The 26,916-nt window shown below is 69.3% G+C and carries 23 protein-coding genes; 6 read left to right on the top strand and 17 right to left on the bottom strand.

The window, feature by feature from the left end; genetic code table 11:
• Window positions 1-6 precede the first annotated feature (6 nt).
• Together CXY82_RS16210 and CXY82_RS16205 are read left to right on the top strand one after the other, a co-directional pair.
• A complete protein-coding gene (locus CXY82_RS16210) occupies window positions 7-327 on the top strand; it encodes an MGMT family protein (RefSeq protein WP_104171810.1) in 321 nt (106 codons plus the stop codon).
• A gap of 64 nt (window positions 328-391) precedes the next feature.
• Window positions 392-838: a cupin domain-containing protein gene (locus CXY82_RS16205; protein WP_198411461.1), complete on the top strand. Its 447-nt coding sequence runs from the start codon at window positions 392-394 to the stop codon at window positions 836-838.
• A gap of 28 nt (window positions 839-866) precedes the next feature.
• Here CXY82_RS16205 and CXY82_RS16200 read toward each other — a convergent pair whose 3' ends face one another.
• The 9 genes from CXY82_RS16200 to sucC form a co-directional block, all read right to left on the bottom strand.
• Complete coding sequence (locus tag CXY82_RS16200) at window positions 867-2,672, bottom strand: ABC transporter ATP-binding protein (RefSeq protein WP_104171809.1); 1,806 nt, start codon at window positions 2,670-2,672, stop codon at window positions 867-869.
• A complete protein-coding gene (locus CXY82_RS16195) occupies window positions 2,669-4,390 on the bottom strand; it encodes an ABC transporter ATP-binding protein (RefSeq protein WP_233199401.1) in 1,722 nt (573 codons plus the stop codon). The genes CXY82_RS16200 and CXY82_RS16195 overlap by 4 nt, the downstream gene beginning before the upstream one ends.
• A 732-nt stretch (window positions 4,391-5,122) precedes the next feature.
• Window positions 5,123-6,208, bottom strand: coding sequence for a Glu/Leu/Phe/Val dehydrogenase family protein (locus tag CXY82_RS16190; RefSeq protein ID WP_104171807.1), 1,086 nt, complete (start codon window positions 6,206-6,208; stop codon window positions 5,123-5,125).
• Window positions 6,209-6,327: 119 nt separating this feature from the next.
• Window positions 6,328-7,524 carry a mechanosensitive ion channel family protein gene (locus tag CXY82_RS16185; protein WP_233199385.1) on the bottom strand — a complete coding sequence of 399 codons (1,197 nt, stop codon included), beginning with the start codon at window positions 7,522-7,524 and terminating at the stop codon, window positions 6,328-6,330.
• Between the two features lie 94 nt (window positions 7,525-7,618).
• On the bottom strand, window positions 7,619-9,295 hold the full coding sequence (gene purH / locus CXY82_RS16180; protein ID WP_104171806.1) for a bifunctional phosphoribosylaminoimidazolecarboxamide formyltransferase/IMP cyclohydrolase: 1,677 nt from the start codon (window positions 9,293-9,295) through the stop codon (window positions 7,619-7,621).
• Window positions 9,292-9,885, bottom strand: coding sequence for a phosphoribosylglycinamide formyltransferase (gene purN / locus CXY82_RS16175; RefSeq protein ID WP_104171805.1), 594 nt, complete (start codon window positions 9,883-9,885; stop codon window positions 9,292-9,294). The genes purH and purN overlap by 4 nt, the downstream gene beginning before the upstream one ends.
• Window positions 9,886-9,894: 9 nt before the next feature.
• The gene (locus CXY82_RS16170; protein ID WP_104171804.1) at window positions 9,895-11,430 is read right to left on the bottom strand and encodes a DUF6350 family protein; all 1,536 of its coding nucleotides are present in this window, start codon (window positions 11,428-11,430) and stop codon (window positions 9,895-9,897) included.
• A 283-nt stretch (window positions 11,431-11,713) separates the two neighbouring features.
• Window positions 11,714-12,601: a succinate--CoA ligase subunit alpha gene (gene sucD / locus CXY82_RS16165; protein WP_104171803.1), complete on the bottom strand. Its 888-nt coding sequence runs from the start codon at window positions 12,599-12,601 to the stop codon at window positions 11,714-11,716.
• 13 nt (window positions 12,602-12,614) lie between these two features.
• Window positions 12,615-13,784, bottom strand: a complete 1,170-nt coding sequence (gene sucC / locus CXY82_RS16160; RefSeq protein ID WP_104171905.1) for an ADP-forming succinate--CoA ligase subunit beta — start codon at window positions 13,782-13,784, stop codon at window positions 12,615-12,617.
• Between the two features lie 234 nt (window positions 13,785-14,018).
• On the opposite strand from sucC, the gene CXY82_RS16155 reads away from it, so the two are divergent.
• Window positions 14,019-14,729, top strand: a complete 711-nt coding sequence (locus CXY82_RS16155; protein WP_104171802.1) for a VIT family protein — start codon at window positions 14,019-14,021, stop codon at window positions 14,727-14,729.
• Window positions 14,730-14,807: 78 nt separating this feature from the next.
• The gene (locus tag CXY82_RS16150; protein WP_104171801.1) at window positions 14,808-15,200 is read left to right on the top strand and encodes a DUF3054 domain-containing protein; all 393 of its coding nucleotides are present in this window, start codon (window positions 14,808-14,810) and stop codon (window positions 15,198-15,200) included.
• Window positions 15,201-15,736: 536 nt separating this feature from the next.
• On the opposite strand, the gene CXY82_RS16145 is transcribed toward CXY82_RS16150, so the two are convergent.
• From CXY82_RS16145 to CXY82_RS16120, 6 genes are all read right to left on the bottom strand, one after another.
• The gene (locus tag CXY82_RS16145; protein WP_233199384.1) at window positions 15,737-16,531 is read right to left on the bottom strand and encodes an FAD:protein FMN transferase; all 795 of its coding nucleotides are present in this window, start codon (window positions 16,529-16,531) and stop codon (window positions 15,737-15,739) included.
• Entirely contained in the window at window positions 16,515-17,036 is a 522-nt protein-coding gene (locus CXY82_RS17670) for an FMN-binding protein (protein WP_199180990.1), read from the bottom strand. The genes CXY82_RS16145 and CXY82_RS17670 overlap by 17 nt, the downstream gene beginning before the upstream one ends.
• Window positions 17,033-18,448 (bottom strand): ferric reductase-like transmembrane domain-containing protein, encoded by a 1,416-nt coding sequence (locus tag CXY82_RS16135; RefSeq protein ID WP_233199383.1) that lies wholly within the window; start codon window positions 18,446-18,448, stop codon window positions 17,033-17,035. The genes CXY82_RS17670 and CXY82_RS16135 overlap by 4 nt, the downstream gene beginning before the upstream one ends.
• Before the next feature lie 66 nt (window positions 18,449-18,514).
• Entirely contained in the window at window positions 18,515-19,567 is a 1,053-nt protein-coding gene (locus CXY82_RS16130) for an FUSC family protein (protein WP_233199382.1), read from the bottom strand.
• A 61-nt stretch (window positions 19,568-19,628) separates the two neighbouring features.
• Window positions 19,629-22,085: a UvrD-helicase domain-containing protein gene (locus CXY82_RS16125; protein ID WP_104171799.1), complete on the bottom strand. Its 2,457-nt coding sequence runs from the start codon at window positions 22,083-22,085 to the stop codon at window positions 19,629-19,631.
• 59 nt (window positions 22,086-22,144) lie between these two features.
• Window positions 22,145-23,161 (bottom strand): glycerophosphodiester phosphodiesterase family protein, encoded by a 1,017-nt coding sequence (locus CXY82_RS16120; protein WP_104171798.1) that lies wholly within the window; start codon window positions 23,159-23,161, stop codon window positions 22,145-22,147.
• Between the two features lie 38 nt (window positions 23,162-23,199).
• Between CXY82_RS16120 and CXY82_RS16115 the strand changes: the two genes are divergently transcribed.
• Entirely contained in the window at window positions 23,200-23,736 is a 537-nt protein-coding gene (locus CXY82_RS16115; protein ID WP_104171797.1) for a hypothetical protein, read from the top strand.
• Window positions 23,737-23,813: 77 nt separating this feature from the next.
• Entirely contained in the window at window positions 23,814-24,620 is an 807-nt protein-coding gene (locus CXY82_RS16110; RefSeq protein ID WP_104100912.1) for a Bax inhibitor-1/YccA family protein, read from the top strand.
• Between the two features lie 249 nt (window positions 24,621-24,869).
• Here CXY82_RS16110 and guaA read toward each other — a convergent pair whose 3' ends face one another.
• Together guaA and CXY82_RS16100 are read right to left on the bottom strand one after the other, a co-directional pair.
• The gene (gene guaA, locus CXY82_RS16105; RefSeq protein ID WP_233199381.1) at window positions 24,870-26,462 is read right to left on the bottom strand and encodes a glutamine-hydrolyzing GMP synthase; all 1,593 of its coding nucleotides are present in this window, start codon (window positions 26,460-26,462) and stop codon (window positions 24,870-24,872) included.
• A complete protein-coding gene (locus CXY82_RS16100) occupies window positions 26,459-26,911 on the bottom strand; it encodes a DUF3817 domain-containing protein (protein ID WP_104171796.1) in 453 nt (150 codons plus the stop codon). Before CXY82_RS16100 ends, guaA begins: the two co-directional genes overlap by 4 nt.
• Window positions 26,912-26,916 lie beyond the last annotated feature (5 nt).

Raw genomic sequence — 26,916 nt, 5'->3', positions numbered from 1 at the left:
CAGCCGATGACGGATGCCGGCACCCGGGAACCTGCCTTCGTCACGCACGTTCTCGGAATCGTGGAGTCGATCCCGGCCGGTCGCGTGATGACCTACGGTGACGTCGCGGCCGTGCTCGGCTCCCGTGGAGCCCGCCTGGTCGGGCAGATCATGGCGCGCCACGGCGCCGCGCTGCCCTGGTGGCGTGTGATCCGGGCCGGCGGACGCCCGCCGATCGGGCACGAGGAGCGCGCGCTCCCCCACTACACCGCGGAGGGCACCCCGTTGAAGCCCGGGGCATACGGCTACCGCATCGACTACGCGGCGGCGCGCTGGAGGCCCGCATAGCGATCACCGCCCGGGGTTGCCCGCAATGCTTGGTTCGAGGCTGCGCCGAATGCTACCGTTTTTCATGGACAGCGAAAGCACAGCCGCACACACCGCCCTCGATCCCGTCGTCACCGACCCGGGCGCCTACCGAGTACTGCTTGAGAACGACCGCGTTCGCGTGCTCGAGTTCCTCGACGCTCCCGGCGATGAGACCAATCCCCACGAGCATCCCGACAGCGTCATGATCACGCTCAGCGCCTACGCCCGGCGCCTGTCATCGGAGGGCCGCGAAATCGACGTCGAGCTGCCCGCCGGCGAGACCCGCTGGCTGCCGGCCCAGGAGCACGCCGGCGTGAACATCGGCCGCACGCCGACGCACGCGATCTTCGTCGAACTCAAGGAATCGCCCGCGATCCCGCGGGATCCCAGCTACCACCCGCTCGGACCGGTCGCCTCCAACCGCCCCCTGACGGGCACGCCGCTCTCCGACGACTCGAGCGACGAGGAGAAGGCCTGGGGGTTCGCCTAACCGCTCGCGCCGCGAGTCGCGTCGCCGATCACACCAGCGAGTCGCGCCAGGCGGCGTGCAGCTGCGCGAACCGGCCGGTGCCGGCGATCAGCTGGTCGGGCGTGCCGTCTTCGACGATGCATCCGTGCTCCATCACGAGCACCCGGTCGGCGATCGCCACGGTCGACAGGCGATGCGCGATGATCACGGCGGTGCGTCCCCCGAGCAGTGTCTGCAGCGCCTGCTGCACAAGACGTTCGCTCGGGATGTCCAGACTCGAGGTGGCCTCGTCGAGGATGAGCACCGCCGGGTCGGCCAGGAACGCCCGAGCGAACGAGATCAGCTGCCTCTGCCCGGCGGAGACGCGCCCGCCGCGCTTGTTCACGTCGGTGTCGTACCCGTTCGGCAGCCCCGCGATGAAGTCGTGCGCGCCGACCGCTTGCGCCGCCGCCACGATCTCGGCGGGCGTCGCATCCGGTTTGCCGATCGAAATGTTGTCGGCGACCGAACCGCTGAACAGGTAGGCCTCCTGGGTGACCATGACGATCGCTCGGCGCAGGTCCTTGGGGTGCAGGTCGCGCAGGTCGACGCCGTCGAGGGTCACCTGACCCTCCGACGGGTCGTAGAAACGCGCCATCAGCTTGGCCAGGGTGGACTTGCCGGCCCCGGTCGACCCAACCAGGGCGATGGTCTGCCCGGCCGGGATCGTCAGGTCGAACTGCGGCAGGATGACCCGGTCGCTCTGGTATTCGAATTGCACGTTCTCGAACGAGACCGCACCCTTTGCCGCCCAGAGGTCGACCGGCGTCACCGGGTCCGGCACACCGGGATGCTCCTCAAGCACCCCGGAGATCTTCTCCAGCGCCGCGGCGGCCGACTGGTAGGAGTTGTAGAACATCGCCATCTCCTCCATCGGGTCGAAGAACCGGCGGGTGTAGAGCAGGGCCGCGAGCAGCGCGCCGATATAGAGCTGGCCGTCGACGACGCGGAACCCGCCGACCAGGAGCACGACCGCGACGGCCACGTTCCCGATCAACACGAGACCCGGATCGAAAATGCCGAACAGCTGGATGACCCGCTCATTCACCTTGCGGTAGTCCTCGACCAGTTCGCCGAACACCTTCTCGTTGCGTTTTTCCGCCCGGAAGGCTTTGACCGCACGGATGCCGGTCATGGTCTCCACGAACTGCACGATCAGGCTCGCCGACGCCGTTCTCGACCGGCGGAAGAGCGTTTGCGAGCGCACCTGGAACCAGCGGGTGAGCAGCGCCAACGGCACGATCGACGCGAGCAGGACGAGCCCGCTCGTCCCGTCGAGCAGGAACAGTGCGATCGCGGTGAACACCATGTACAGCAGCCCCTGCACGAGCTGGTTGATGCCCGAGTCCAGCAGTTCCCGGATGGCGTCGAGGTCGCTGGTCTGCCGGGAGATGATGCGCCCCGAGGTGTACGACTCGTGGAATTCGAGGCTCAGCCGCTGCGTGTGCAGGAAGACCCTCTTGCGCAGGTCGATCAGCACGGCCTGGCTGATCCGCGCCGACATGATCGTGTACCAGGCGATCAGGATGGCCCCGACCACGCCCGTGGCTAGGTAGACCACCCCCGTGGCGGCCAGCGGCACCCAGTCCTGCTCCATCAGCGCGGGCAGACCGCGGTCGATCCCGAACGCGATCAGGGCCGGGCCGGCCACCTGCGCGGCCGTGGACACGACCACGATCAGCATTGCCGCGAGGACCGAAAAGCGCACCGGGTGCAGCAGCGACCCGAGCAGACGCAGCGACCGGCCCCGGATCTGCTTGCTCTCCGCGGCGGTGAAGTTGCTGCGGTCTTCGCCCTCGACACCGGTGACGCTCATCGCGCCGCCTCCTCTCGTGCGGACTCTCGTCGTTCTTCGTCTTCCAGGCTCGAGATGACGAACTTGTAGTGTTCGCTCTCGCGGAGTAAATCGGAGTGCCGTCCGATCGCGGTGACACGCCCGTTCTGGAGCAGCGCCACCCTGTCGGCGAGCATCACGGTGGACGGCCGGTGCGCCACGATCAGCGCCGTGGTCGCGGAGAGCACCTCGCGCAGCGCGGCTTCGACAAGGGACTCGGTGTTCACGTCGAGCGCCGACAACGGGTCGTCGAGCACGAGCACGGCGGGTTTCGCCGCCACCGCTCGCGCGAGCGCGATCCGCTGCCGCTGGCCGCCGGAGAGGCTCATCCCTTCCTCTCCGACGAGCGTGTCCACGCCCTCCGGGAGGTCGTGGGCGAAGCCGGCCTGGGCGACCATGAGCGCCTCCTCGAGTGCGGCATCCGCTTCGGACGAGCGCTCGGCCCACTCCGGACGGCCGAGCAGCACGTTGTCGCGCACGGATGCCGAGAACAGCGTCGCATCCTCGAACGCCATCGACAGGTGGCGACGCAGTTCCTCGCGGCCGAGGGAGCGCACGTCGACCCCGTCGAGGGTCACCGCCCCCTCCGTCACGTCGTAGAGGCGGGTGGTGAGCGCCGTCAGGGTGGACTTGCCGGAGCCGGTCAGACCGACGAGAGCCATGGTCTCCCCCGGTTCGAGCACCAGGTCCACGCCGTCGAGCAGGTCCGGGAAGCGGCTCGGCGAGTCGGGGTAGCGGAAGTGCACGTTCTCGAACGCGAGGCGGCCGCGGGGCCGGTCGACGGTGACGGGATGCTCGGGGTCCGTGATCGCGTTCGGCGCGTCGAGCACGTCGAAGAACCGGTCGGTCGCGGTGCGGGCATCGAAGGTCATCGACAGCAGGAACCCGACCGACTCGATCGGCCAGCGCAGCACGGTGGCCGTGGCGAAGAAGGCCACGAGCCCGCCCACGCTGAACTCGCCCTGGCCAGCCAGCCAGACACCGGCGACGAGGCAAAGGGCGAAGGCCACATCCGGGATCATCAGCAGCCACAGCCAGATGCCGGCGATGGCGCGCGCCTTCTCGATCTCGGTGCCGCGCAGGCTCTCGGCCTGGTCGGAGAAGTTCTTCAACGCGAACTTGCCTCGCCCGAAGGCCTTGAGTACCCGGATGCCGTGCACCGACTCTTCGACGGCCGTCGCGAGGTCGCCGGCCTGGTCCTGGCTGCGCCGCGCAACGACGGAGTATTTCTCCTCGAACAGGTAGCCGACGATCCACAGCGGCACGGAGCAGATGAGGAAGATGAGGCCGAGGATCCAGTTCATCGACACCAGGATGGCGGCGCCGATCACAACGGTGACGACGTTCACGATGAGCAGCACGAGCCCGAACGAGATCCAGCGGCGGATCAGGTTGAGGTCGCTGACGGCGCGGGAGAGCAGTTGGCCGCTCGGCCACTTGTCGTGGAATGTGACCGGGAGGTCCTGCAGCCGGGCGTAGAGCGCGTTGCGCATCCGGGCCTCGATGTGGGTGCCGGGGCCGAGAACGAACCAGCGGCGCAGTGCGATCAGCACCGCCTCGATCACGCCGAGGGCGAGTACCACGATGACGGCCGGCCAGATCTGGGCGGCGTCCTGCTGAGTCAGGGCACCGTCGACGAGGCGCTGCAGCACCTGCGGGATGGCGAGCGCCACGAGCGCCGCCAGCAGGGCGGCGAGCATGCCGAGGGCCAGCCGCGGCAGGGCCGGCCGGGCGAAGGGGTAGAGGCGCAGCAGCACCTGGAGTGTGTTCCTCCGGGGCAGGTCAACGGGGTCGGTTCCCGCTGCGGGGTCGGGGTCGGGCGGATGGCTGTGGTCGGTGAGCGTGGTCACGAGTGAGTCCTGAACGAGTCTGGTTCCGGTGAACGGCGGCGCGCGGCGCCGGGAGGCCGACGACGAGCACGTCGGCCGGCGGGGGTGGAAGCCGTAGCTTCCGGGAAGCAGCATGGCTGCCGGCCTGCGGGGCGGAGCCGGTCGCTGGGTGTCAGCGGCCCGGAGTCAGGCCCGAGGCGGGGCGGGAGATCGCGGGAGGGGGCCGGCTAAGCGGCGCGCGGGAACGAGGTGGCTGCGCCAAAGCGCGCGCCGTCGTTCGCAGACGTTGCGATGGTGAACGATGCTGTCTTGGTCATGTCGGCCTCCTGAGCGCGTGGTGTCTGAGCTGTGCCCCCCTGATCAGGCAGCTTTTCAGACTACGGTTCCGGGGCCTCGGGCGCAAGCGCCGAATTCGGGGATCGGGATTCAGCGCACCCGTACGCTCAGGCAGGTGACGCAGCCCTCGAGCTTCTCGAAGTCGGAGATGGGTGGCTCGGATTCGGCGCGCCGGTCATGCGCCGCTCCGCGCGTGGCGTGCCGTGCGCGGAGCGGCGCAGCACGCGCGCAGCGCCGGCGAAGCGACCGGGGAGCTGCCCGGGGCGGCTACCGCGGGCGGGCGGCGTCCAGCCGCGCGGCAGCGAGGCGCTCGGCGGCGGCGAGCGTTGTGATGCCTTGCTCGCGGGCATCCGTGAAGATTTGCGCGACGACATCGCCGATCGCGGCGACCCGCTCGGCCACGACGGCCCGGTCGGCGTTCGGCTCCGAGGCCAGGGCCAGGTAGATGACGCCGCCGGCGTTCACGACGAAGTCGGGTGCCCAGAGGATGCCCCGCGCGTCCAGCTGGGCGGCACCCTCCGGCTGGGCGAGCTGGTTGTTGGCGGCCCCGACCACCCCGAGCACGTTGAGTTCACCGATCACCCGGGCGGTGAGCACCCCGCCGAGCCCGCAGGGCACGAACAGGTCGGCCGGCACGTGGTGCACCTCGTCGACGGGGACCCAGGTCGCGCCGAGGCCGGCGGCGAACTGCTGCTTGCCGAGGTTGACGTCGCTGACCGTGAGGCGGGCCCCGGCGGCGGCGAGCTCGCCGGCAAGGCGGCCGCCGACCTGGCCGAGGCCGGAGATGACGATGTGCCGGCCGGACACCTCGCGGCTGCCGAACAGGGCGTCGAGGGTGGCGAGCACGCTGGCATAGACGCCGGCCGCGGTCGCGTCGGCCGGTTCGCCCACGCCGCCGCTGGCGGCCGGGAGACCGCAGACGTGGTCGGTGCGTTCCTTCACGATGGCCATCGACTCGGCGTTCGTGCCGACGTCCTCGGCCGTCATGTACGCGCCGTCCAGACTCTCGATGGCGTCGCCGAGGTCGAGCATGACGTCACGCCGCTCCGCCTCGCTCAACTCGGTGCCGAGCGGCACGTGGATCACGGACTTGCCGCCGCCCAGGTTCAGCCCGGCGGCCGCGTTCTTCAGCGTCATGGCCGCGGACAGGCGCAGGGCGTCGGCGACGGCATCCGTCCAGTTCTCGTACTGCCACAGGCGGGCGCCGCCGAGGGCCTGGCCGAGCCGGGTGGAGTGCACGGCCACGGTGATCACGAGGCCCGAACGGATGCCGGTGGTGATCAACACGCGCTCGTGCGTGAATGGGAGGCCGATCAGGGCATCCAGCGAGGTGGTGGGGTGCGTGAGCGTCATGGGGTGGTTCTCCTCGCTGGTCGGCCTTGTGGGCTGGCTGTGCCGCCGCGATCGTGACGCGTCGACTGCACCAGAATAGCCGCGCGACTCCCCGACTGCGCGTCGTGACCGGCGGCGCGTCAGCGCTTCTCGGCCGGACCCTCCTGCACGGGGATGGTCGCGGTGAACTCGGCCGCCCGCGCCTTGGCGTTCTCGTCGCCGGAGAACAGCCCGATGGGCGCGGTGACGGGGTGGGCCGACGGCGCGGCGCGCGCGGGAACCTCCGCACGCGGGGGTTCCCGCCGCAGTTCCATCCGTCCCACCGGCAGTGCCTCGGGGTTGTGCGTGTTGAGCCAGTCGATCAGGTTCTCGCGCACGAGGCAGCGGAGGTCGAACAGGGTGGGAGCGTCGGCGGCGGAGACCAGCACGCGCACGCGCACGAAGCCGCCCACGGCATCCGTCACCTGGAGCACGACCACGCGGCCGTCCCAGAGCTCGGTCTGCGCGACGATGCGGTCGAGTTCCACGCGCATGCCGGCTGGGTCGACACGCCAGTCGAGGTCGAACTCGACCGCGCCGAGCAACTCGCTGTTGTGCCGGGTCCAGTTCTGGAAGGGGTTGGTGGTGAAGTAGGTCGACGGCAGCACCATGCGGCGGTCGTCCCAGATGTGCACGACCACGTAGGTGAGGGTGATCTCCTCGATCTTGCCCCACTCGGTCTCGACGATGACCACGTCGTCGACCCGCAGGGCGTTGTTGAAGGCCAGCTGGATGCCGGCGAACACGTTCGCGAGAGTGGACTGCGCGGCCAGGCCGGCCACGACGCTGAGCAGACCGGCTGAGGCGAACAGACTCGCGCCCAGGGTCGCGGCGCCGGGGATGCTGAGCAGCACGGCCCCGATCGCGCAGATGACGATCACGGCGACGCCGATGCGCCGCAGCATCCGCAGCTGGGTACGCACCCTTCTCGCGACGCGGTTGTCGCGCACGTCGATGCGGTAGCGGCCGGCCGCCACCTCCTCGAAGAAGTAGAGCAGCGCGCAGACCAGCCAGGTGGACGCGGCGATGAAGAGGGCCCGGAAGAAGAAGTCGACCAGTCGTTCGATCCCCTCGGAGGTCTGCAGGAACAGCGTGTGAACGGTCCAGATCGCGCCCACCAGCAGCATCAACCGGAACGGCACCCTGACCAGGCCGACCAGCGTGCGCGCCCAGGCTTCCTTGCGGCCCACCACCCGGAAGACCAGGGCGATGATCGCCGTGATCGCCACCGCGGCCACGACCGCGACCGCCAGGGCGACGAGGTAGTCGGTCTGGATGAATCCCTCGAGGTCTGGCACGGCGTTCCTTCCTGCCGGGACGGGTCTGGCGAAGCCACGGTTCCTTCAATCGTGCCAGATTCCGTGGCCGCACCGGGGCTGCCCCGATGAACGCCTAGTGGAAGAAGTGGCGCTCCCCGGTGAAGTACATGCTGACGCCGGCATCCGCGGCCGCCTGGATGACCTCGGCGTCGCGCACGGAGCCGCCGGGCTGCACAACGGCGGTGACGCCCGCGTCGAGCAACACCTGCAGGCCGTCCGCGAACGGAAAGAACGCGTCCGAGGCCGCGACCGAGCCGGCCGCCCGGTCGCCGGCCCGCAGCACCGCGAGGTGGCAGGAGTCGACCCGGTTGACCTGGCCCATTCCGACGCCCACGGATGCCCCGCCGCGCGCCAGCAGGATGGCGTTCGACTTCACGGAGCGGCAGGCCTTCCACGCAAACTCGAGGTCCGCCCGGGTGGCCGCGTCGACCTCGTCGCCGGCCGCGAGGGTCCAGGTCGACGAGTCGAGGTTGTCGAACGTGTCGGACTCCTGCACGAGCAGGCCGCCAGAGATCTGGCGCAGTTCGAGCGAGGATCGGTGGTAGTCAACCGGAAGCTCGAGCAGGCGGATGTTCTTCTTGGCGCTGAGCAGCTCGAACGCGGCCGGCTCGAAACCCGGGGCGACGAGCACCTCAGTGAAGATCTGACTGACGGTCTCGGCCATGCCGAGGGTGACCGTGCGGTTGGCCGCGATGACGCCGCCGAACGCGGAGATCGGGTCACAGTCGTGCGCGCGGTGATGCGCGGAGGCGATCGCGTCGGGCGCCTTGGGGTTGGCGACGGCGATGCCGCAGGGGTTGGCGTGCTTGATGATGGCGACGGCCGGTGCGACGAAGTCGTAGGCGGCGCGCACGGCGGCATCCGCGTCGACGTAATTGTTGTACGACATCTCCTTGCCGTGGCGCTGCACGGCCTGCGCGATGCCCTGGCCGCCCGCGCCGAGGTAGAGGGCCGCGGCCTGGTGCGAGTTCTCGCCGTAGCGGAGCACCGCACTGCGGGTGGCCTCGATGACGAGGGTCTCGGGGAACGGCATCTCCTCGGAGAGGGCCTCGCCGATCACGGCGTCGAACTCCTCGAGGATCTCCTCGTTGAGGGCCGCGGCGTCGTCCTGCCACTGGTCGTAGACGTTCTCCGTGAACCAGGCGGAGACGCTCAGGTCGTAGCCGGCGGTGTGCTCGAAGGCGAGCGAGGCCAGCTTCTGGCGCAGCGTCAGTGGGGTGCCGCCGGCCTCGACGGCTGCGATGATCTCGTCGTAGTTGTCGGGGTCCACCACGATGGCGACGTTGGCGTGGTTCTTGGCCGCGGCGCGCACGAGGGCAGGGCCGCCGATGTCGATCTGCTCGATCACGTCGGCCGGGACCGCACCCGACAGGGCGGTCTCGACAAACGGGTACAGGTTCACGACGACGAGCTGGAATGCGGCGATGCCGAGGTCGGCGAGCTGCGCCTCGTGCGCCTCGAGGCGCAGGTCGGCGAGGATACCGGCGTGCACTCCCGGGTGCAGGGTCTTGACCCGGCCGTCGAGGGATTCGGGGAAGCCGGTGACGGCGGAGACATCCGTCACGTCGTGGCCGGCGGCGCGGATGAAGGCCGCCGTCGAACCGGTCGACACGATTTCGACGCCGGTCGCCGCGAGAGCTGCGGCCAGTTCGACCAGACCGGTCTTGTCGCTCACCGAGATGAGGGCGCGCTGCACGGGCACGACGTCGCGGTGGCGGTACAGGCTCGGGGCGTTAGTGGGAACGCTCATATGTGGGGATGCTCCTTGAGATCGACGTGTCCGTTGGCGATATCGAGCACGGCCTGCACCAGCAGGCGACGCTCGACGATTTTGATGCGGTCGTGCAGGGATGCCTGGGTGTCACCGTGCAGCACCGACACCCGTTCCTGCGCGATGATCGGTCCGTCGTCGACGCCGGTGTCGACCACGATCAGGCTGGCGCCGCTTTCGGCGACCCCGGCGGCGAGCGCGTCACGCACCCCGTGCGCCCCGGGGAATTCGGGCAGGTAGGCCGGATGTGTGTTGAGCAGGTTCGGGGTCAGCGCCGCCACCACCCGGGGCGGCAGCAGGCGCATGAAGCCGCTGAGCACGATGAGGTCGGCATCCCACTGCTGGATCTGCGCGAGGAGCTCGTCGCCCCAGGCCTCCCGGGACGGATGCGACGTGTACGGCACCGTGAAAGTGGAGATGCCGTATTCCTCGCCGAGCACGAGCCCGTCGGCGTCCCGGTCGGAGCCGATGGCCACCACGCGGGCCGGGTATTCGGCGTCGCGGCAGGCCTCGAGCAGGGAGCGAAGGTTGGATCCCCCGCCGGAGATCAATACGACCAAGTTCAGCACGGGAGAAGCCTACCGGCGAGGGAGCGCGGCGCGCAGCCGGCCGAGGAGACGACCGACCCCGCTAGTCCCACTGCGCGCGGCACGTGACGCGGTTGCCGGCTTCGTGCCCGGCTTCGTGCCCGGCTTCGTTCCCGGCATTCCGCCCGTCGCACCGCGCCCGGAGCCGTTCGCGCCGACCGGGGGCGCGGGAGTCAGGAGACCGAGGCAGGCCGCGATGCCGACCTCGAGCGCGACCAACGCCCCGACCAGCAGCGGGTTCGGGCCGACCTCGACAAGACGGCCCGGGCCGAGAGCTCCGCCCGACCACCAGGCCAGCAGCCCGAGCAGCACACCGGCGACGAACCCGGTGCCGAGGCCCGTGAGGAGCCGTTCCGAGATGGAAGGAGGGACATCCGCGGTGGCCCGCTGCCTCAGGATGACGGCGGCGAGGAAACCGACCAGCAGCGGCACGAGCAGGCCGACGAACCCGAACGCCAGGCTGCCCTGCGGCAGCACGCCGAGGATCGGCAGGCCCGGTACGGCGCCGAGCGAGGTGCCGACCGGGGACACGCTGGTGCCCACGCCTACCGCGATGCCGGGTCCGGCAAACCAGGCCGCGGCCCAGATGACCAGGTTCGGGATCAGCGAAAGCTGCAGGAGTGTGAGCGCGATGCCGCCCAGGACGCCGGCCTGCACGGTCTCGTAGAGTCCGATGATGGTGGCGTAGCTGGTTAGGATCAGCACGAAAACGGTGATCCCGGAGACGCAGAGGATACCGGCGGCCGCGGCCGCTCCGCTCCGCAGCGCCGCGGCGGCGCCCGCGCACACCGCGACCGGGAGCAGGCCGGCTGCGGCACCCGTGCTGCTGGTGTTGCTGCTGGTGTTGCTGGTGCCATTGAGGCCGTGGACGCTCTTGCCGGCGCTGCTGCCGGCGCCGGAACCGCTGACGCTGGCGACGTTGCCGGCGCTGTCGGCACTGCTGCCGGTTGCGCCGCGGCCCGCGCCCCGGACGACTCCCGGGAGGCGGCCGGGCAGGCCGGGGATGCTACCGATCAGGCGGCCCAGCTGACCCTGGCCGGCGCCGATCAGAACGCCGGCGGCGAAGATGAGCGGAGGCAGAACCAGACCCTGTACCGTCTGGGGGCGCACGGCATCCGTGCCGGCCGACAGCACGAGCAGAGCGGTCAGCAGCGCGTAGCCGGCGATGGCGCCCGTCACCCCGACCCAGCGGTAGGGGGTTTCCGCCGCCCGGCGGCCGGTGCGCAAGCCGAAGAGCACGGCCATCAGCGCGAAGCCCAGCAGTGCGATCGTGATCGGGAACGCGGCGTCCGAGCCGGGCAGGTTCAGGGCGGCGACGAGGGTCGGGTCGAGTTGGACGACCAGGTCGACGCCGTTGCCGACGAGCCAGACGTCGACCGCGGCACGCCAGAACACGAGCCAGTTGACGGCCATGTCGAACTGCGTGGCCCACAGAACCGTGAGCGGAACGAGCGCGATGCCGACCCCGATGGCTACGACAATGAGCGCGTCGAGCGCGGCAAGCAGGGCGGTCGTTAAGCGTTTCATCCGGTCGGAGCCTACCGTTTCCGCCGCCCCGGCTCCCCGGCCCCCCGCCGCGCGCTGACGAATTCGACAGAGATTTTGCTCGATCCAGGCTGAAACGGATGTTTCGGGCCGGTTCTGACCAAAATCTCCGTCGAATTCGTTCGGGCCCCGGGCACGGCAGAGGCACGGGAGAGGCAGGGCGGCAGAGGCACGGCAGGCAGGCTCGCCGGCCGCGGCCGACAACGCGTCAGGGCCCGCTTGGTGAGGCGGGCCCTGTCGTTCGGTGCCGGTGCAGCGATGCCGGTTACAGCGCCGCGAGAACCTCACGCAGCAGGGTGGCGGTCTCGCTCGGCGTCTTGCCGACCTTGACCCCGGCGGCCTCGAGGGCCTCCTTCTTGCCCTGGGCGGTTCCGGCCCCGTTGGAGACGATGGCGCCGGCGTGGCCCATGGTCTTGCCCTCGGGGGCGGTGAAGCCGGCTACGTAGCCGACAACGGGCTTGGTGACGTGGGCCTTGATGTACTCTGCCGCCTTCTCCTCGGCGTCGCCGCCGATCTCTCCGATCATGACGATGGCGAGCGTCTCGGGGTCAGCCTCGAACGCCTCGAGCGCGTCGATGTGCGTTGTGCCGATGATGGGATCGCCGCCGATGCCGATGGCGGTGGAGAAGCCGAGGTCGCGCAGTTCGTACATCATCTGGTAGGTCAGGGTGCCCGACTTGGAGACGAGGCCGACCGGGCCCTTGCCGGTGATGTTCGCCGGCGTGATGCCCACGAGCGCCTCACCGGGGGTGATGATGCCGGGGCAGTTCGGACCGATGATGCGGGTCTTGTTGCCCTTGGCGTTGTTGTAGGCCCAGAACTCGGCCGAGTCCTGCACGGGCACACCCTCGGTGATGATGACGAGCAGCGGGATGCCGGCGTCGATGGCTTCGATGACGGCGTCCTTGGTGAAGGCCGGCGGCACGAACGCGATGGAGACATCCGCGCCCGTCTTTTCGATCGCCTCGGCAACCGTGCCGAACACGGGCAGCTCAACGCTGCCGTGTACGACGGTGGTGCCGGCCTTGCGAGCATTCACGCCGCCGACGACCTGGGTGCCGGCCCTCAGCATGAGGGCGGTGTGCTTGGTGCCCTCACCGCCGGTGATGCCCTGCACGATGACCTTGGACTCCTTGTTGAGGAAGATTGACATGTTCGAAAATCCCTTACTTCGCGGCGTGGGCGAGTTCGGCGGCCTTGGCGGCACCCTCGTCCATGGTGGCGGCCAGTGTGACGAGCGGGTGGTTGGCCTCGGTGAGGATGCGACGGCCTTCCTCGACGTTGTTGCCGTCGAGGCGCACAACGAGCGGCTTGTTGGCGGCGCTGCCCAGTTCGGCGAGCGCGCCCACGATGCCCTTGGCCACAGCGTCACAGGCGGTGATGCCGCCGAAGACGTTGACGAACACGGCCTTGACCTGCGGGTCACCGAGGATGACGTCGAGGCCGGCGGCCATGACCTCGGCGGATGCTCCGCCCCCGATATCGAGGAAGTTGGCAGGCTTGACGCCGCCGTGGTTTTCGCCGGCATAGGCGACGACGTCCAGGGTGCTCATCACGAGTCCGGCGCCGTTGCCGATGATGCCCACTTCGCCGTCGAGCTTGACGTAGTTGAGGTCGTTCTCCTTGGCCTTCGCCTCGAGCGGGTCGGCAGCGGCCGCGTCCTCGAGGAGGGCGTGCCTCGGGTGGCGGAAGCCGGCGTTTTCGTCGATCGTGACCTTGCCGTCGAGGGCGATGACGTCGCCCTCTTCGGTCAGCACGAGCGGGTTGACCTCGACCAGGGTCGCGTCTTCACCCGTGAATACGTTGTAGAGCTGCACGAAGACGGGTGCGACCTTGTCGACGAGGTCGGCCGGGAACTTCGCGTCGACCGCGATCTGACGGGCCGTGTTCAGGTCGATCCCGGCAATCGGGTCGATGGCCGTGTAGGCGAGCGCTTCGGGCTTCTCGACAGCGAGAACCTCGATCTCCACGCCACCCTCGTAGCTCGCGAGCGAGAGGTAGGAGCGGTTGGTGCGGTCCAGCAGCACGGAGAAGTAGAACTCCTGCGCAATGCGGGCTCCGCCGGCCACCATGACCCGGTTGACGGTGTGGCCCTTGATGTCGAGTCCGAGGATGGCGCGCCCGGCGGCTTCAGCGTCGTCGGGGGTCTTCGCCACCTTCACGCCGCCGGCTTTGCCGCGGCCGCCGACCTTGACCTGGGCCTTGACGACAACAACGCCGCCCAACTTCTCGGCCGCGGCACGCACCTCCTCCGGAGTGTCCGCGATGATGCCCGGCAGAACCGGGACTCCATACTGTTCAAACAGGTCTCGTGCCTGATATTCGTAAAGATCCACGCTGCTCTTCCAATCCGCGTCGTAGCGTTCCTGCAAGGTCTTGAGGGGCAAGGGCACGGATGCCCGCGCCGCAGATAGCTCGACATCAAGACATACGTACCATTTGAAACTCTATCGGTCCCCACCGACATCGCGAACACGCCGTGCGCCGCACGTCGGTCGCCGTGAAGTTGCCGCCGTGAGGCAAGCCAGTCCTTGCTGGCGCGGCACGCATCCGCCTGCTTGGATTCAGTCATGACTGAACCCGAACACGGCGTCGATCCCCACTCCGCCGACCATGCCTCGCGCCTGAACTGGCTGCGGGCCGGCGTGCTCGGAGCCAACGACGGCATCGTGTCGGTTGCGGCCCTGGTGGTCGGCGTCGCGGCGGCGACCACGGATGCCTCGGCGATCCTGATCGCGGGCGTCGCCGCCCTGCTCGCCGGCGCGATCTCGATGGCCCTGGGCGAGTACGTCTCGGTGAGCAGTCAGCGCGACACCGAGCGCGCCCTGATCGCCAAGGAGACCTGGGAACTCGAGAACATGCCCGAGCAGGAGCTCGCCGAACTGGCCGACCTTTACCAGGCAAAGGGGCTCACCCCCCGGACGTCGAAGCAGGTGGCCCTCGAGCTGACCGCGCACGACGCCCTCGCCGCGCACCTCGAGGTGGAACTCCACATCGGCGCCGACGAGCTGTCGAACCCGTGGCACGCCGCCTACGCCTCCGCCATCGCGTTTACGGTCGGCGCGAGCCTGCCGCTGCTGGCGGTGCTGCTGCCGCCGCCGGAGTGGCGCCTGCCGGCCACTTTCCTCGCCGTCGCGATCGCCCTGGTCATCACCGGCTGGCTGAGCTCCTACCTCGGCGGCAGTCCGAAAGCCCGCGCGATCTCCCGGGTGCTCGTCGGCGGCCTGCTCGCGCTCGGAGTCACCTGGGCGATCGGCTCCCTGCTCGGCACCGCGGTCTGATCGGCACCGCGGCCGGATCGGCACCGCGGCCGGATCGGCAACGCGGTCTGACCCTCCGGGCCCCCGTAGGCTGGAAGCATGGCAATCCAGCAGAGCAGTCGGTCCAGTCTCCTCCTCGCGGCGGGACTCGACGCCGCCCTGGTGCTGGTCTTCGTGCTGATCGGCCGGGCCAGCCACCAAGAGGATATTCTCGGCACCCTGATCACCGGGCTGCCCTTCCTTGGCGGTCTCCTCGTGGGCTGGCTCGTCATGCGCGCCTGGCGCAGCCCGCAAAAGATCGTCTGGACAGGCACCGGAATCTGGCTCTTCGCCGTCGGCGTCGGGATGCTGCTGCGCACCGTGAGCGGGCAGGGAACGGAATTCAGCTTCGTCGTCGTGGCGACCGTCGTGCTCGGGGTGCTCCTGCTCGGCTGGCGCGGGCTCGCGGTGCTCCTCCGCCACCGGCAGGCTCGCACCCGCGCCGTCGCGTAGCCGCGCCGTCGCGTAGCCGCTCCGACGCACGTACGCTCGCCGAACGGTGAGCAGAGCTCCTCTCCCCACGGGCCACAGGGTTGAGGAGCCGAATTCACGGCTCGCCGAGTCTCTCGAGTACGCGGCGCTTCAGCGACTCCGGACTGAACGAATTCGACGGAGATTTTGGCCGAAACGGCCCTGATTACCCTCGAAAAGCCGTTTTTCAGGAGAATCTCCGTCGAATTGGTTCGCCGCGAGCACGGCGCTCCTCTGGGGGTGAACGGCGTCCGCGCGGTGCGGTCGGCTCTGATCTTCCGAGAGCGACAGAACTAATCGGTTTGACGAGGCCGGCTACTCCCGGGGTCCGGGCTCGCCGGGCTCCTCGGTTTCCCGGTCGTCGTGCTCGTCGTCAAGCTCAACCGGGCGCTGGTCGGCGTCGATCTTCCACACCGCATCTCCGTCCTCGGCGAGCGGCACATCCTTGTCGAGGGTCAGTTCGATGTCATCGATCTCGCGGTCTTCGTCGAGTCCGTCGACGCTGCCCGCGAGCCCGGTCAGGCCGACGCTGCCCGCAGGCCCGGCGTGGCCAGCAGCGAACCGTCGCGCAGTACCGCCAGCACATCGATCGGGAAAGCCTCCGTGCTGCGGTCCAGTGCCGCCTGCCCACCGGCGACGATGGCCGTGGCCAGCACATCCGCGGTCACGATGTCCCGGGCGAAGACGGTGACCTGGCGGTAGGGCGACACCCCGCCGTCGACGGTGGTCCAGATGTGGTCGCCGCGCTCCGCGCTGCCCGAGGTGGCCACGGCCCGCACCGGCAGGGTCAGCGGCATCGTGGCGAGCAGGGTTCCTCGGTCCAGAGGGTCGACGATCCCGGCCGACCAGCCGAGGCCGGAAGCCCGGTCACCGCCGACGAGGATGTCCCCGCCTGCGTTGAGCGACCAGTCCCGGGCTCCGAGCCGGTTCAGCAGGTCCCCGGCCTCCGCGATCGCGAGGCTCTTGACGATGCCGGACAGGTCGATGGCGCCGTCGGCGCGGTGCGGGGTGAAGACCCCGTCGGTGCGGCCCCGCCACGCCAGGGCGAGCGCGTAGCAGTTGCGGAGTTCGGGCCCGGCCTGGGTGAGCCGCAGCTCGCCGCGGTTGACGCGGCTGAGCTCTGACCCCTCCCGGTGGAGGCTGAAGCGTTCGTTCCAGCCTCGGAACACCTCCACGACCGCGTTCCGGGCAGCAGCCAGGCGGGCGTCGTCGTGCGGGGCGGCGCCGTCACCGAGACGGATGCTGATGACGGTCCCCATGCTCAGGGCCGTGATCGCCGTGTGACCGGCCACCGCGCTAGAACTGTGCGGCATCGAGGGCTGCCTGGAGCGAACGGAGGTACCCCTGGGTCGTGTACGTCGCGCCGCTGACGTTCGCCACGTTGGCGGACTGCGCGGCGAGCACCTCGTCCCGCAGGATCGGGGCCGCCCGGTTGCTGATCTGGACCGACTTCCGGTCGTCATTGGTCAGCTGCAGCGGGGTGACCATGGTGATCGTGCCGTTGTCGATGGTCACCGACACCTGCATCGGGCCGAACCGGGTCTGCACGGCTGAGCCCTCGAACGTGCCGGTGACGCCGGTGGGCGCGAGCGCCTCGTCGACAGGTGCCGACGCGTCGGTCGTGGTCGTCGCACCGCCCGTGCCACCGCCCGTCGCACCGCCCGTCGCACCGCCCGTCGTTTCGTTGGACGGCGGCGTCGTCAGGGTCGTCGTCAGTGTGGCCTGCAGGGATTGCACGGCGGGGGCTCCGACGAGCCAACCCACCGACAGAACGGAAACGGAAGCCACGGCGGCCGCAGCCGCTGCTCGAATTCTCACCAGTCAAACCTTTCGAAATGAATCTGTCGCGGGGGAAGGCCGGCCGAGCGGGCATCCCGCACGACCTCGTCGGTCCACCGCCGTGGACCACAGACATACACGTCCGCGTCACGCAGCCGCGGCACCAGGGTCAGCAGGTTCACCGGGCCCGCCACCGCGTCGGCGGGCAGCCAACTGGCCACACCCGGCGGCCTCTTCCCCACGATGACGCGGAACTCCGCGCCCCGCGCCCGGCACAGCTCGGCGAGTTCGTCGGCCAGGTAGCTGTCTGCGAGCGTGTGGGAGCGCAGGATGACCGTGGCCTGCCCGGGCAGGAAGCTCGCCGTCTCCAGCAGGGAGCGGATCGGGGCGACGCCGATACCGGCGGCCACGAGCACGATCCGCGGTGACGTCCTGGCCCGGTGGGTGAACAGTCCGTATGGGCCCTCGACGCTCACCCGGGTGCCCCGGCGCAGGCCGCCGAGCGCGGCAGAGGCGTCGCCAAGGGAGCGCACCGTGATGCGCAGGGAGTTGCCGGTGGGCGCGGCCGAAAGGGAGAACGGATGCGCCTGCCACCAGAGCCCGGGAGTCCAGAACCGCCAGATGAAGAACTGCCCGGCGTCGGCCTGAAGCCGGGCCAGGCGGTGGCCGGACACACGGATCGAGACGACGCCGTCGGCGACCCGGTCGACGCCCTCCACCCGCAGCCGGGCCCGCAGCGAGCGGACGACCGGCAGGATGACCCGGAAGACGAGGATCGAGCCGGCCACCCCCACGTACAGGACCAGCCAGTAAAACCACTGCGGCGAGCCGGCGACCAGAAGGGCCCCGACGGTGAGCTGGTGCGGCAGCGACGCCAGCACGGCCACGTAGGAGAGCAGGTGCACGATGTGCCACACCTCGTACGGCAGGCGGTGCCGAACGATTACGATCGAGCTGACGACCACCAGCACCAGGAGTCCGAGGCCGATGACGGCCAGCAGCATGTCCGGCAGCACGGTCAGCATGCGCCAGACCTCGGCGACGACGCTGATCTCGCCGGCCAGCGCGTAGCCCACGATCAGGAGCCCGGCGTGCGCGAGGATCAGGGAGAGCGCCGGCTTGCCGAGCGACTGGTGCAGGGCCATGGCGCTGTCGTGGCCGAAGGCCCGGTCGATGGCGGGCAACCGTGCGGCCAGCAGCATCATGATCAGGAGCAGATCTGTGCCGACCAGTCCGGCCAGCACTCCGAGAGAGGTGAGCAAGTCTGCGGGGGTGGCGAAGCGGGCAGCGCCGCCATCGGCCAGGAACAGGGCGATGACGAGGGCGACGGAGACGGTACAGAGAACCTGCAGGGTGTCAGCCAGCCGCATCCGTTGCCGGTATTCGGGGCGCACGCGCGGCGCGGGAGCAGTGCGCCGCCGCGGCGGGGTGGTGCGGGTGTCGATGCTCATGCGAAGAGCCTCGCGAGCGTACCAATCGACGGGCTATCGAAAAGCTGGGAGCAACCTGTGCAATTCCTATGCGTTCAGGGGCTGACGCTGTCCACCGAGCCGACGCGAACGCTGCCGGGCGAGGCCGCGCGCCACGAGCACGATCAGCACCGCGACCACTCCGCCGAGCGCGGTTTCCACCACCCGGTCGACCAGCAGCGTCGGCACGGCGACCGGGTCGGCCAGGTGAGCCACGGTCAGCGCCAATGGCGTGACGAACAGCAGGGCGGCGCCGTAGTGCCTGCCGATCAGGATTTCCGCGCCGAACTGGCCGATCGCGATCACCGCGACCAGCACCCAGACGGATGGCCCGGGCAGCAGCACGAGGGCGGTCACCGCCACTCCGAGCGCGGTACCGATGATGCGGTGCACCGCCCGGGAGATGGAGTGCGCGGCACGGGGCGGCGGGAGCACGGCGACCACGCTCACCACTGCCCAGTAGGGGTGCCCGATGCCCACGAAGAGGGCGAGCCCGCCGGCCAGCAGCACGCCGACCAGGTGCTGCAGGATGGTGAGCCACACCTGGACGTCGCGGAACGCGGCCGGTCGCAGCAGCGGCGTGCGCGGCAGTTCCTTGAACAGGTCGCCGGAGCGGTCGCCGGCCAGGCACCGAAACGCCCAGCCGGACATGGTGAGCAGCCAGGCCAGCGCGGCGCTCGCCACTGCCACCAGCAGGCGCGGCAGCATCTCGTCGACCGGCGCGGGCACCTGCGCGCAGACCAGGTAGGCGAAGACGAAGAAGATCGGCGTGCCGGGGAACAAGCCATACGTCGATGCCAGCAGGATCCCCGCCGTGATCACGAGCAGGAGCCCGAGCACCAGGGCCGACAGGGTTGCCTCGGCCACGCTCATCACGAGCCCGGCGGCGACGCTGACCAGCAGGAAGGCCGCGGCGACGCTGACCGTGCGCGCGCGAATCCGGTACGGCTCGCTCCGGCCGTACAGCGACGTCATCGCCCCGAACGACGCGTAGGCGGCCCAGTCGATCCGGCCCAGCAGAACGAGCACGACGAGTGGCACGACCACGGCGATGCTGGCCCGGGACGCCACCTCGAGGTCGAGGGCGCGCACCGATTTCACGCGTTCGAGCAGGGTTTCCGGTCTGCCCGGTTCCGGCGCGCCGGGGCCCGCGGCTCCGCCACTAGAGCTTCTCGATCGGCGCGATCTTGATCAGAAGCTTCTTTGCGCCCACCGTGTCGAACTGGACGTGCGCGATGCGCTTGGTGCCGTCACCGGTGACCTGGTTGACGCGGCCGTCGCCGAAATCGACGTGACGGATGCGGTCGCCCTGCATCAGGGTGAGGTCACCGTTGTCGCGCACCTGGCTCGGCACCCGGCTGGCCCATTCGGTCTTCTTCTTCGGCGCGGGCGGCAGCGCCTGCGGGTCACCGCGCCCCGCGAACCCGCCGCCGAAACCGTCGCGTCTCGCGTTCAGCGCCCGGGGCTGGGTGCCGCCGCGGGAGTTCGCCATGCCCGGGGACTGCTTCCAGTCGATCAGGTCGACGGGGATCTCCTGCAGGTAGCGGCTGGGCATGGCCACGTTGATGTCGCCGAACTGGGCCCGGGTCATCGCCAGGGAGAGGTAGAGCCTCTGGCGGGCGCGGGTGATGCCCACGTAGAACAGGCGCCGCTCCTCGGCGGGCCCGCCGGGCTCGTTGGCCGACATCTGGTGCGGCAGCAGGCCCTCCTCCACGCCGGTCAGGAACACGGCCTCGTATTCGAGTCCCTTCGCCGTGTGCAGGGTCATCAGGGACACCGTTCCGGAGGCGTCGTCGAGGTCGTCGGCGGCGGCGACCAGGGACACCTGGGTGAGGAAGTCGACCAGCCCCGAGTCGGGGTTCTCCTTGTTGAAGTCCTTGGTCTGGGCGACGAGTTCCTCGATGTTCTCGGCGCGCGCCTCGTCTTGCGGGTCGCGGCTGCCTCGCAGCAGGCTGAGCAGTCCGCTGCCGTCGAGCAGGAAGGTGAGCAGCTCGGACACGTTCGCCGTGCCGGCCGGGTTCTCCGGGTCGAGCTTCAGCGCCGCCTCGTCGAGCAGGGTTGCCAGCTTCAGGATGGCCCTGGTCACCTTGGGGCCGAGGCCCAGCGACGCGCAGTCGCGCATCGACTGCCGGAAGCTGATCTGGTTCGCCTCCGCGAAGCTCGCCAGCGCCGTCTCGGTGGCCGGGCCGATCCCGCGCTTGGGGGTGTTCAGGATGCGACGCAGCGCCAGTTCGTCGTTCGGGTTAGCGACGGCGATCAGGTACGCCAGCGCATCCTTGATCTCAGCCCGCTCGTAGAACTTGGTGCCGCCGACGACCCGGTAGGGCACCGCGGAGCGCACCAGGATTTCTTCAAGCGCACGGGTCTGCGCGTTGGTGCGGTAGAACACGGCCATGTCGCGGTAGGCCATGCCGGCTCGGTGCAGCACCTCGATCTCGTCGGAGACGAACTGGGCCTCGTCGTGGCCGGAATAGGCCGTGTAGCCCACGATCTTCTCGCCGTCGCCGCCCGCGCTCCACAGTTTCTTGTCTGTGCGGTCGAAGTTGTGGCCGATCACCGCGTTGGCGGCCGAGAGGATGTTCTGGGTCGAGCGGTAGTTCTGCTCGAGCAGGATCACCCTGGTGCCCGGGAAGTCGCGCTCGAACTCGCTGATGTTGCGGGTGTCCGCGCCGCGGAAGGCGTAGATCGACTGGTCGGAGTCGCCGACCACGGTGAGCGAGGCTCCCGGGATGCCGCCGGAGGCGTCGCGCAGGTTGCGCACGTGCACACCGGTCGCCTCCATCTCCTCGGCCAGGTCGGGCTCGACGGGACGGGTCAGCTCGCGCACGAGCGAGTACTGCGCGTGGTTGGTGTCCTGGTATTCGTCGACCAGGATGTGGCGGAACCGGCGCCGATAGAGGGCCGCGACCTTCGGGAACGCGCGGAACAGGTAGACCGTCTCGCCGATCAGGTCGTCGAAGTCGAGGGCGTTGGCCGCGCGCAGCCGGTGGGTGTACTGCCGGAAGATCTCGACGAACATGACCTCCTGCGGGTCGCTCATGTTCGCGTTGCGGGCGTAGGAGTCGGCGTCCGCGAGCTCGTTCTTGAGCTTGGAGATCTTCGCTGACGCATTGCCGGGCGTGAAGCCGAGCGTGTCGGCGTCGAGGGCCTTGATGATGCGCTTGAGCGTGACCTTGGTGTCGGCCGAGTCGTAGATGCTGAACGTGGCGGAGAGGCCCGCGCTTTCCGCTTCGCGGCGCAGGATGCGCACGCAGGAGGAATGGAAGGTGCTGATCCACATGCCGTCGGCCCCCTGGCCGAGGATCGCCCGCACCCGCTCGCGCATCTCCGCCGCGGCCTTGTTGGTGAAGGTGATGGCGAGGATCTGGCTCGGCCAGGCCTCGCGGCTCTCCAGCAGGCTGGCGATGCGGCGGGTGAGCACGCTGGTCTTCCCGGAGCCGGCGCCCGCGATGATCAGCAGCGCCGGTCCGCGGTACAGCACGGCCTCGCGTTGCTGGGGGTTGAGCCCTTCGAGCAGTGGACTCTCCCGGTCGCGCGGAGCCGCTCCGTCCAGGATGATGGGCATTGCGGAGGGAACCTGGCGGGCGGGCGTGTGGTCCGGGTCGGAGAGGGTCGTCATATCGCTCCCAATTCTAGGTGTTGCGTCTGACACCGCCCCGGTGCGGCGCAGCGCCCCGGTCAGTCCTCCGCGGCCAGCTCGTCCCGCACGAGCACCGCCAGGTCGGGGTGGTCGGCGAAGACCCCGTCGATCCCGGTGCCGAGGATGGTGCGGAACTCGGCCTGCCAGTTTCCGAAGTCGGCCCGCAGCCGCCCACGGCGGAACGTCTTCGCAAGGTACCGGTTCTCCGGGCGCAGCGTCCAGCAGTAAATCTCCAGGTCCGCGGCGTGCGCGGCGTCGACCAGGTCGGAGGCGCCGGAGACGTGACCGTCGGCATCCGTGGCCAGGATGAGCGATTTGGGCACGCTGATCCCGTCGACCGTGCCGCTCAGCCCGTAAAGCCCGGTGTCGGAGAGGTAGTCGGCGTAGTGGGGCGCTTTCGGCCCGAGCAGCGCGACCTCGTCGACGGGTTTGCCGCGCGCCTCGAGCAGGAAGACACGCTTGCCGTAGATGCCGCGCGCGTAGACCTTGTCGAGGAGGCTGCGCTCGAAGCTCTCGATGGTGAGGCGGCCGTCGCCGGCGTTCCAACCGGCGTCGTTGACCTCAGCGGCGAACAGCTCGTCGAGCGGAAGCCCGATCGACTCGAAGTAGGTGGCGTGCTTGAGCTCGGCGACGACGCCGATGGGCCGGCGCACCCGTCCGGAGAGCCGGTCCATCAGCTTGAACACGTCCCGCAGGCGCAGCAGGGGGAACCGGTCGTCGAAGGTGGCGCTTGCCTTCCGCACCTCGGGCAGGCGCTCCCGGGCGCGCAGGGTTCGCAGCTCGGCCCAGGTGAAGTCCTCGGTGAACCAGCCGGTGAGCCGGATGCCGTCGATCACCTTGGTCGCCCGGCGGCCGGCGAACTCGGGGTGCGCTGCGACATTCGTCGTCGCCCCGATCTCGTTCTCGTGGCGCACCACCAGTACACCGTCGCGGGTGGCGACGATGTCAGGCTCGACCGCGTCCGCGCCGAGAGCGACGGCCAGTTCGTAGGCGGAACGGGTGTGCTCTGGCCGGTAACCGCTCGCCCCGCGGTGACCGATCACAATCGGCTGCATTTGCCAACCCTACGCGTGCACCTGCCAGAATCGAGGCGATGACACCCTGGACCGTTCCACCGACCCGCCTGCACCGGTGGGGCAGCTACCGCGCCCGCTACGTGACCGGACTGACGCTGGTCGTGCTCGGGGTGCTTGCCACGAACTTCACCAGTACCTACAGCCTGTTCTTCCTGGCCATCGGCCCGCCGCTCCACGTGCTGGGTTGGCTGATTCTGCCGGGGGCGCTGTGGCGGCGGCTGACGGTTCTGGTTCCGGCCCTGCTCTGCAGCATCCTGCTGCTGGGCGGAGCCGATTTCAACGGTGTCTTCGCCGTGCTGCTGGCCTGCTGGCTGCTCGTGCGGCACCGCCCGTGGTTGAGCTACCTGGCCCTGATCCCGTCGATCACGATGAGTTTCCTGCTCAAGGACGCGCTGAACAATTACGACCAGAACTGGGTCGGCTATCTGGTCGGTTTCATCACCACGGCGGCCGCCTCCTGGCTCGCCTGGTGGCTGGCCGGCTGGTCGGAGGGGCGCCGCCCCCGGTCACCGCGAGTCGCAAACCTGAATACGGCGGATCCCCAGCAGATCTGAATAGAATCTAGGAACTGTCCAGCACTTACCGGTGTTGGCTCCGCTCTCTACGCACTTGATTGTGAGCTACGGCAACCATGGCATCCTCCAACCCCGCATTCTCCCGAAACGCCGCGTTCGGCGCTCCTGGCGCCACTGCAGGTGGCAAGGTGCTCTCCGACAGCGACCTGCAGGGCATGTTCAACGCTCCCTCCGCCGGTTCACAGGACACCGACCGGATGAGCTACGACGACACCATCCGCAAGACGGTGCTCAGCTTCGCCTTGCTGCTGGTGACCGCAGCAATCGGCTGGCTCGTCACCCCGGTGACGATGCTGCCGCTCATCGTCGGTGCGATCGCGGGTCTGGTCCTCGGACTGGTCAACGCGTTCAAAAAAGAGCCGTCGCCGCCCCTGATCCTCGCGTACGCCGCGGCCCAGGGCCTCTTCGTCGGTGGCATCTCGATCGTCTTCGAGCAGATCTACCCGGGTGTCGTCACCCAGGCCGTGCTCGCCACGCTCGTCGTCGTCGGCGTCACGCTGGCCCTCTTCGCCAGCGGCAAGATCCGCGCCTCCAAGAAGGCCACCAAGGTCTTCATGATCGCCATGATCGGCTACGGCGTGTTCTCGCTGATCAACTTCGGCATGATGGTCTTCGGCGCGACCGACAACGCGTTCGGTCTCCGCAGCGCCGAGATCTTCGGCATCCCGATCGGCCTCCTGATCGGCGTCCTCGCCGTGATCATGGCCGCGTACTCGCTGGTGCTCGACTTCGACTTCATCCAGCGCGGCGTCAACAACCGCATCCCCCGCAAGTACGGCTGGACCGGCGCCTTCGGCATCATGCTGACCGTGGTCTGGCTTTACGTCGAGATGCTCCGCATCTTCGCCATCGCCCGCGAGTAGCACCCACCCCGCCGCACGACCGCACGTAGAAAGGGCCGCCCCATCGGGGCGGCCCTTTCGTCGTCCTCACCCCCAAAGTTGCTTGTCCCTCAGCGATCGCGAGGCGGGGCGAGGGCGTGTCGCGGGGTGTCGAGTTAGGGGCGGCGGATGCCGGCCCCGGAGCGAAGCGGAGGGTCCGGCATCCGCCGCCCATTGTTTGAGCTGAGGAGCGACACGCCCACTCCCCGCGTCACAACCGGGAGCATTCCCCTACTCCCATTCGATGGTCCCCGGCGGCTTGGACGTGACGTCGAGCACGACGCGGTTCACCCCGTCCACCTCGTTCGTGATCCGGTTCGAGATCCGCGCCAGCAGGTCGTACGGCAGGCGGGTCCAGTCGGCCGTCATGGCGTCTTCCGACGACACCGGGCGCAACACGATCGGGTGCCCGTAGGTGCGGCCGTCACCCTGCACGCCCACGGACCGCACGTCGGCGAGCAGCACCACCGGGCACTGCCAGATCTCACGGTCGAGGCCCGCGGCGCTCAGCTCGGCGCGCACGATCGCATCCGCGTGGCGAAGCAGGTCGAGCCGGTCCTGGGTGATCGAGCCCACGATGCGGATGCCGAGGCCGGGTCCGGGGAACGGCTGGCGCTGCACGATCTCGGCCGGCAGTCCCAGCTCGGCGCCGATCGCGCGCACTTCGTCTTTGAACAGGGTGCGCAGCGGTTCGATCAATTCGAACTGCAGGTCTTCCGGCAGCCCCCCGACGTTGTGGTGGCTCTTGATGTTGGCGGTGCCGCTGCCGCCGCCGGACTCGACGACGTCCGGGTACAGGGTGCCCTGCACGAGGAAGCGGATCGGGTCTTCATTCGTTGCCGCCGCTTCCTTGATCAATTCGGCCTGAGCCTGCTCGAAGGTGCGGATGAACTCACGACCGATGATCTTGCGCTTGGTCTCCGGGTCGCTGACGCCCTCCAGCGCGGTCAGGAACCGCTCACGCACATCGACGGTGACCAGACGCACGCCGGTGGCCTTGACGAAGTCTTCCTCGACCTGACGGCGCTCGTCCTGGCGGAGCAGGCCGTGGTCGACGAACACGCAGACGAGCTGGTCGCCGATGGCCTTGTGCACGAGGGCAGCGGCCACAGCGGAATCGACTCCGCCGGAAAGCCCGCAGATGACCTTGCCGGTCCCGACCTGGGCCTGGATGCGGGCCACCTGTTCGGCGATGACGTTGCCGCTGTTCCAGTCGGCGGGGATGCCGGCGGCGCGGTGCAGGAAGTTCTCGAGCACGTTCTGGCCGAATTCGGAGTGCTTGACCTCGGGGTGCCACTGCACGCCGTAGAGCCGGCGCGTATCGTTCGCGAAGGCGGCGACCGGGGTGGAGCTCGTGGACGCGAGCACCGAGAAGCCGTCGGGGGCCTTCGACACGGAGTCACCGTGGCTCATCCACGCCGTCTGCTCGGCCGGCTGCCCGGCCAGCAGCGCGTTGCCGCTGTCGGTGACTCTGACCGGGGTCGCGCCGTACTCGCTCCGGCCAGTGCGGGCCACCTCGCCGCCAAGGGTCGTGGCCATCACCTGAAAGCCGTAGCAGATGCCCAGGATCGGGATGCCCAGGTCGAAGATGTCCGGGTCGAAGGTGGGGGCACCCTCGGAGTAGACGCTGGACGGCCCGCCGCTGAGCACGATGCCGAGCGGGTTCTTCTCCGCGACCTCGGCCGCGGTGATCGAGTGGGCCACGATCTCGGAGTAGACGGATGCCTCGCGCACCCGGCGCGCGATCAGCTGCGCGTACTGGGCACCGAAGTCGACCACCAAGACTGGGCGGGCGCCGGTCGAGGCGCTCACAGCGGTGCTCACGAGCGGGCCTCGGCCCCAGCGGCAGCGGCAGCGGCAGACGAGTCGGCGTGCGTCGCCAGGAAGGCGTTGACCTCGCGCGCGACGCGCACCTCGAGGAAGAAGGACAGGGTAGGAATGATGCCTCCGAGTGCGATCAGCAGAAACTTGGGGAATGACCAGCGCATCAGGCTCCAGAGCTGGAAGTCACTGAACAGGTAGAGCACGTACAGCCAGCCGTGCACGATCAGGATGCCGGTGCTCAGGTTGAATGCGGTCACCGAGTCCCGGGCGACGAGGGCGATGATCCCGTTCGGGCCGCCGACTTCGATTTCGAGCTGCAGCACGAACTTCAGGAAGACCTCGACGCAGAGCAGCAGCAGGAAGACACCGGTGATGACCGAGGAAACCTTGTAGAGCCGGAGCGCACCGGGGATTTTGGGGATGTCGGCAGGCTTGGGGTCAAGTGGCATGAGCC

It is taken from the genome of Cryobacterium sp. M23, from assembly GCF_002929655.1.
In the GTDB taxonomy this organism is placed as follows: Bacteria; Actinomycetota; Actinomycetes; order Actinomycetales; family Microbacteriaceae; genus Cryobacterium; species Cryobacterium sandaracinum.
The sequence above is the reverse complement of the archived record's forward strand: the minus strand, read 5'-3'. Positions and strand labels throughout refer to the sequence as shown.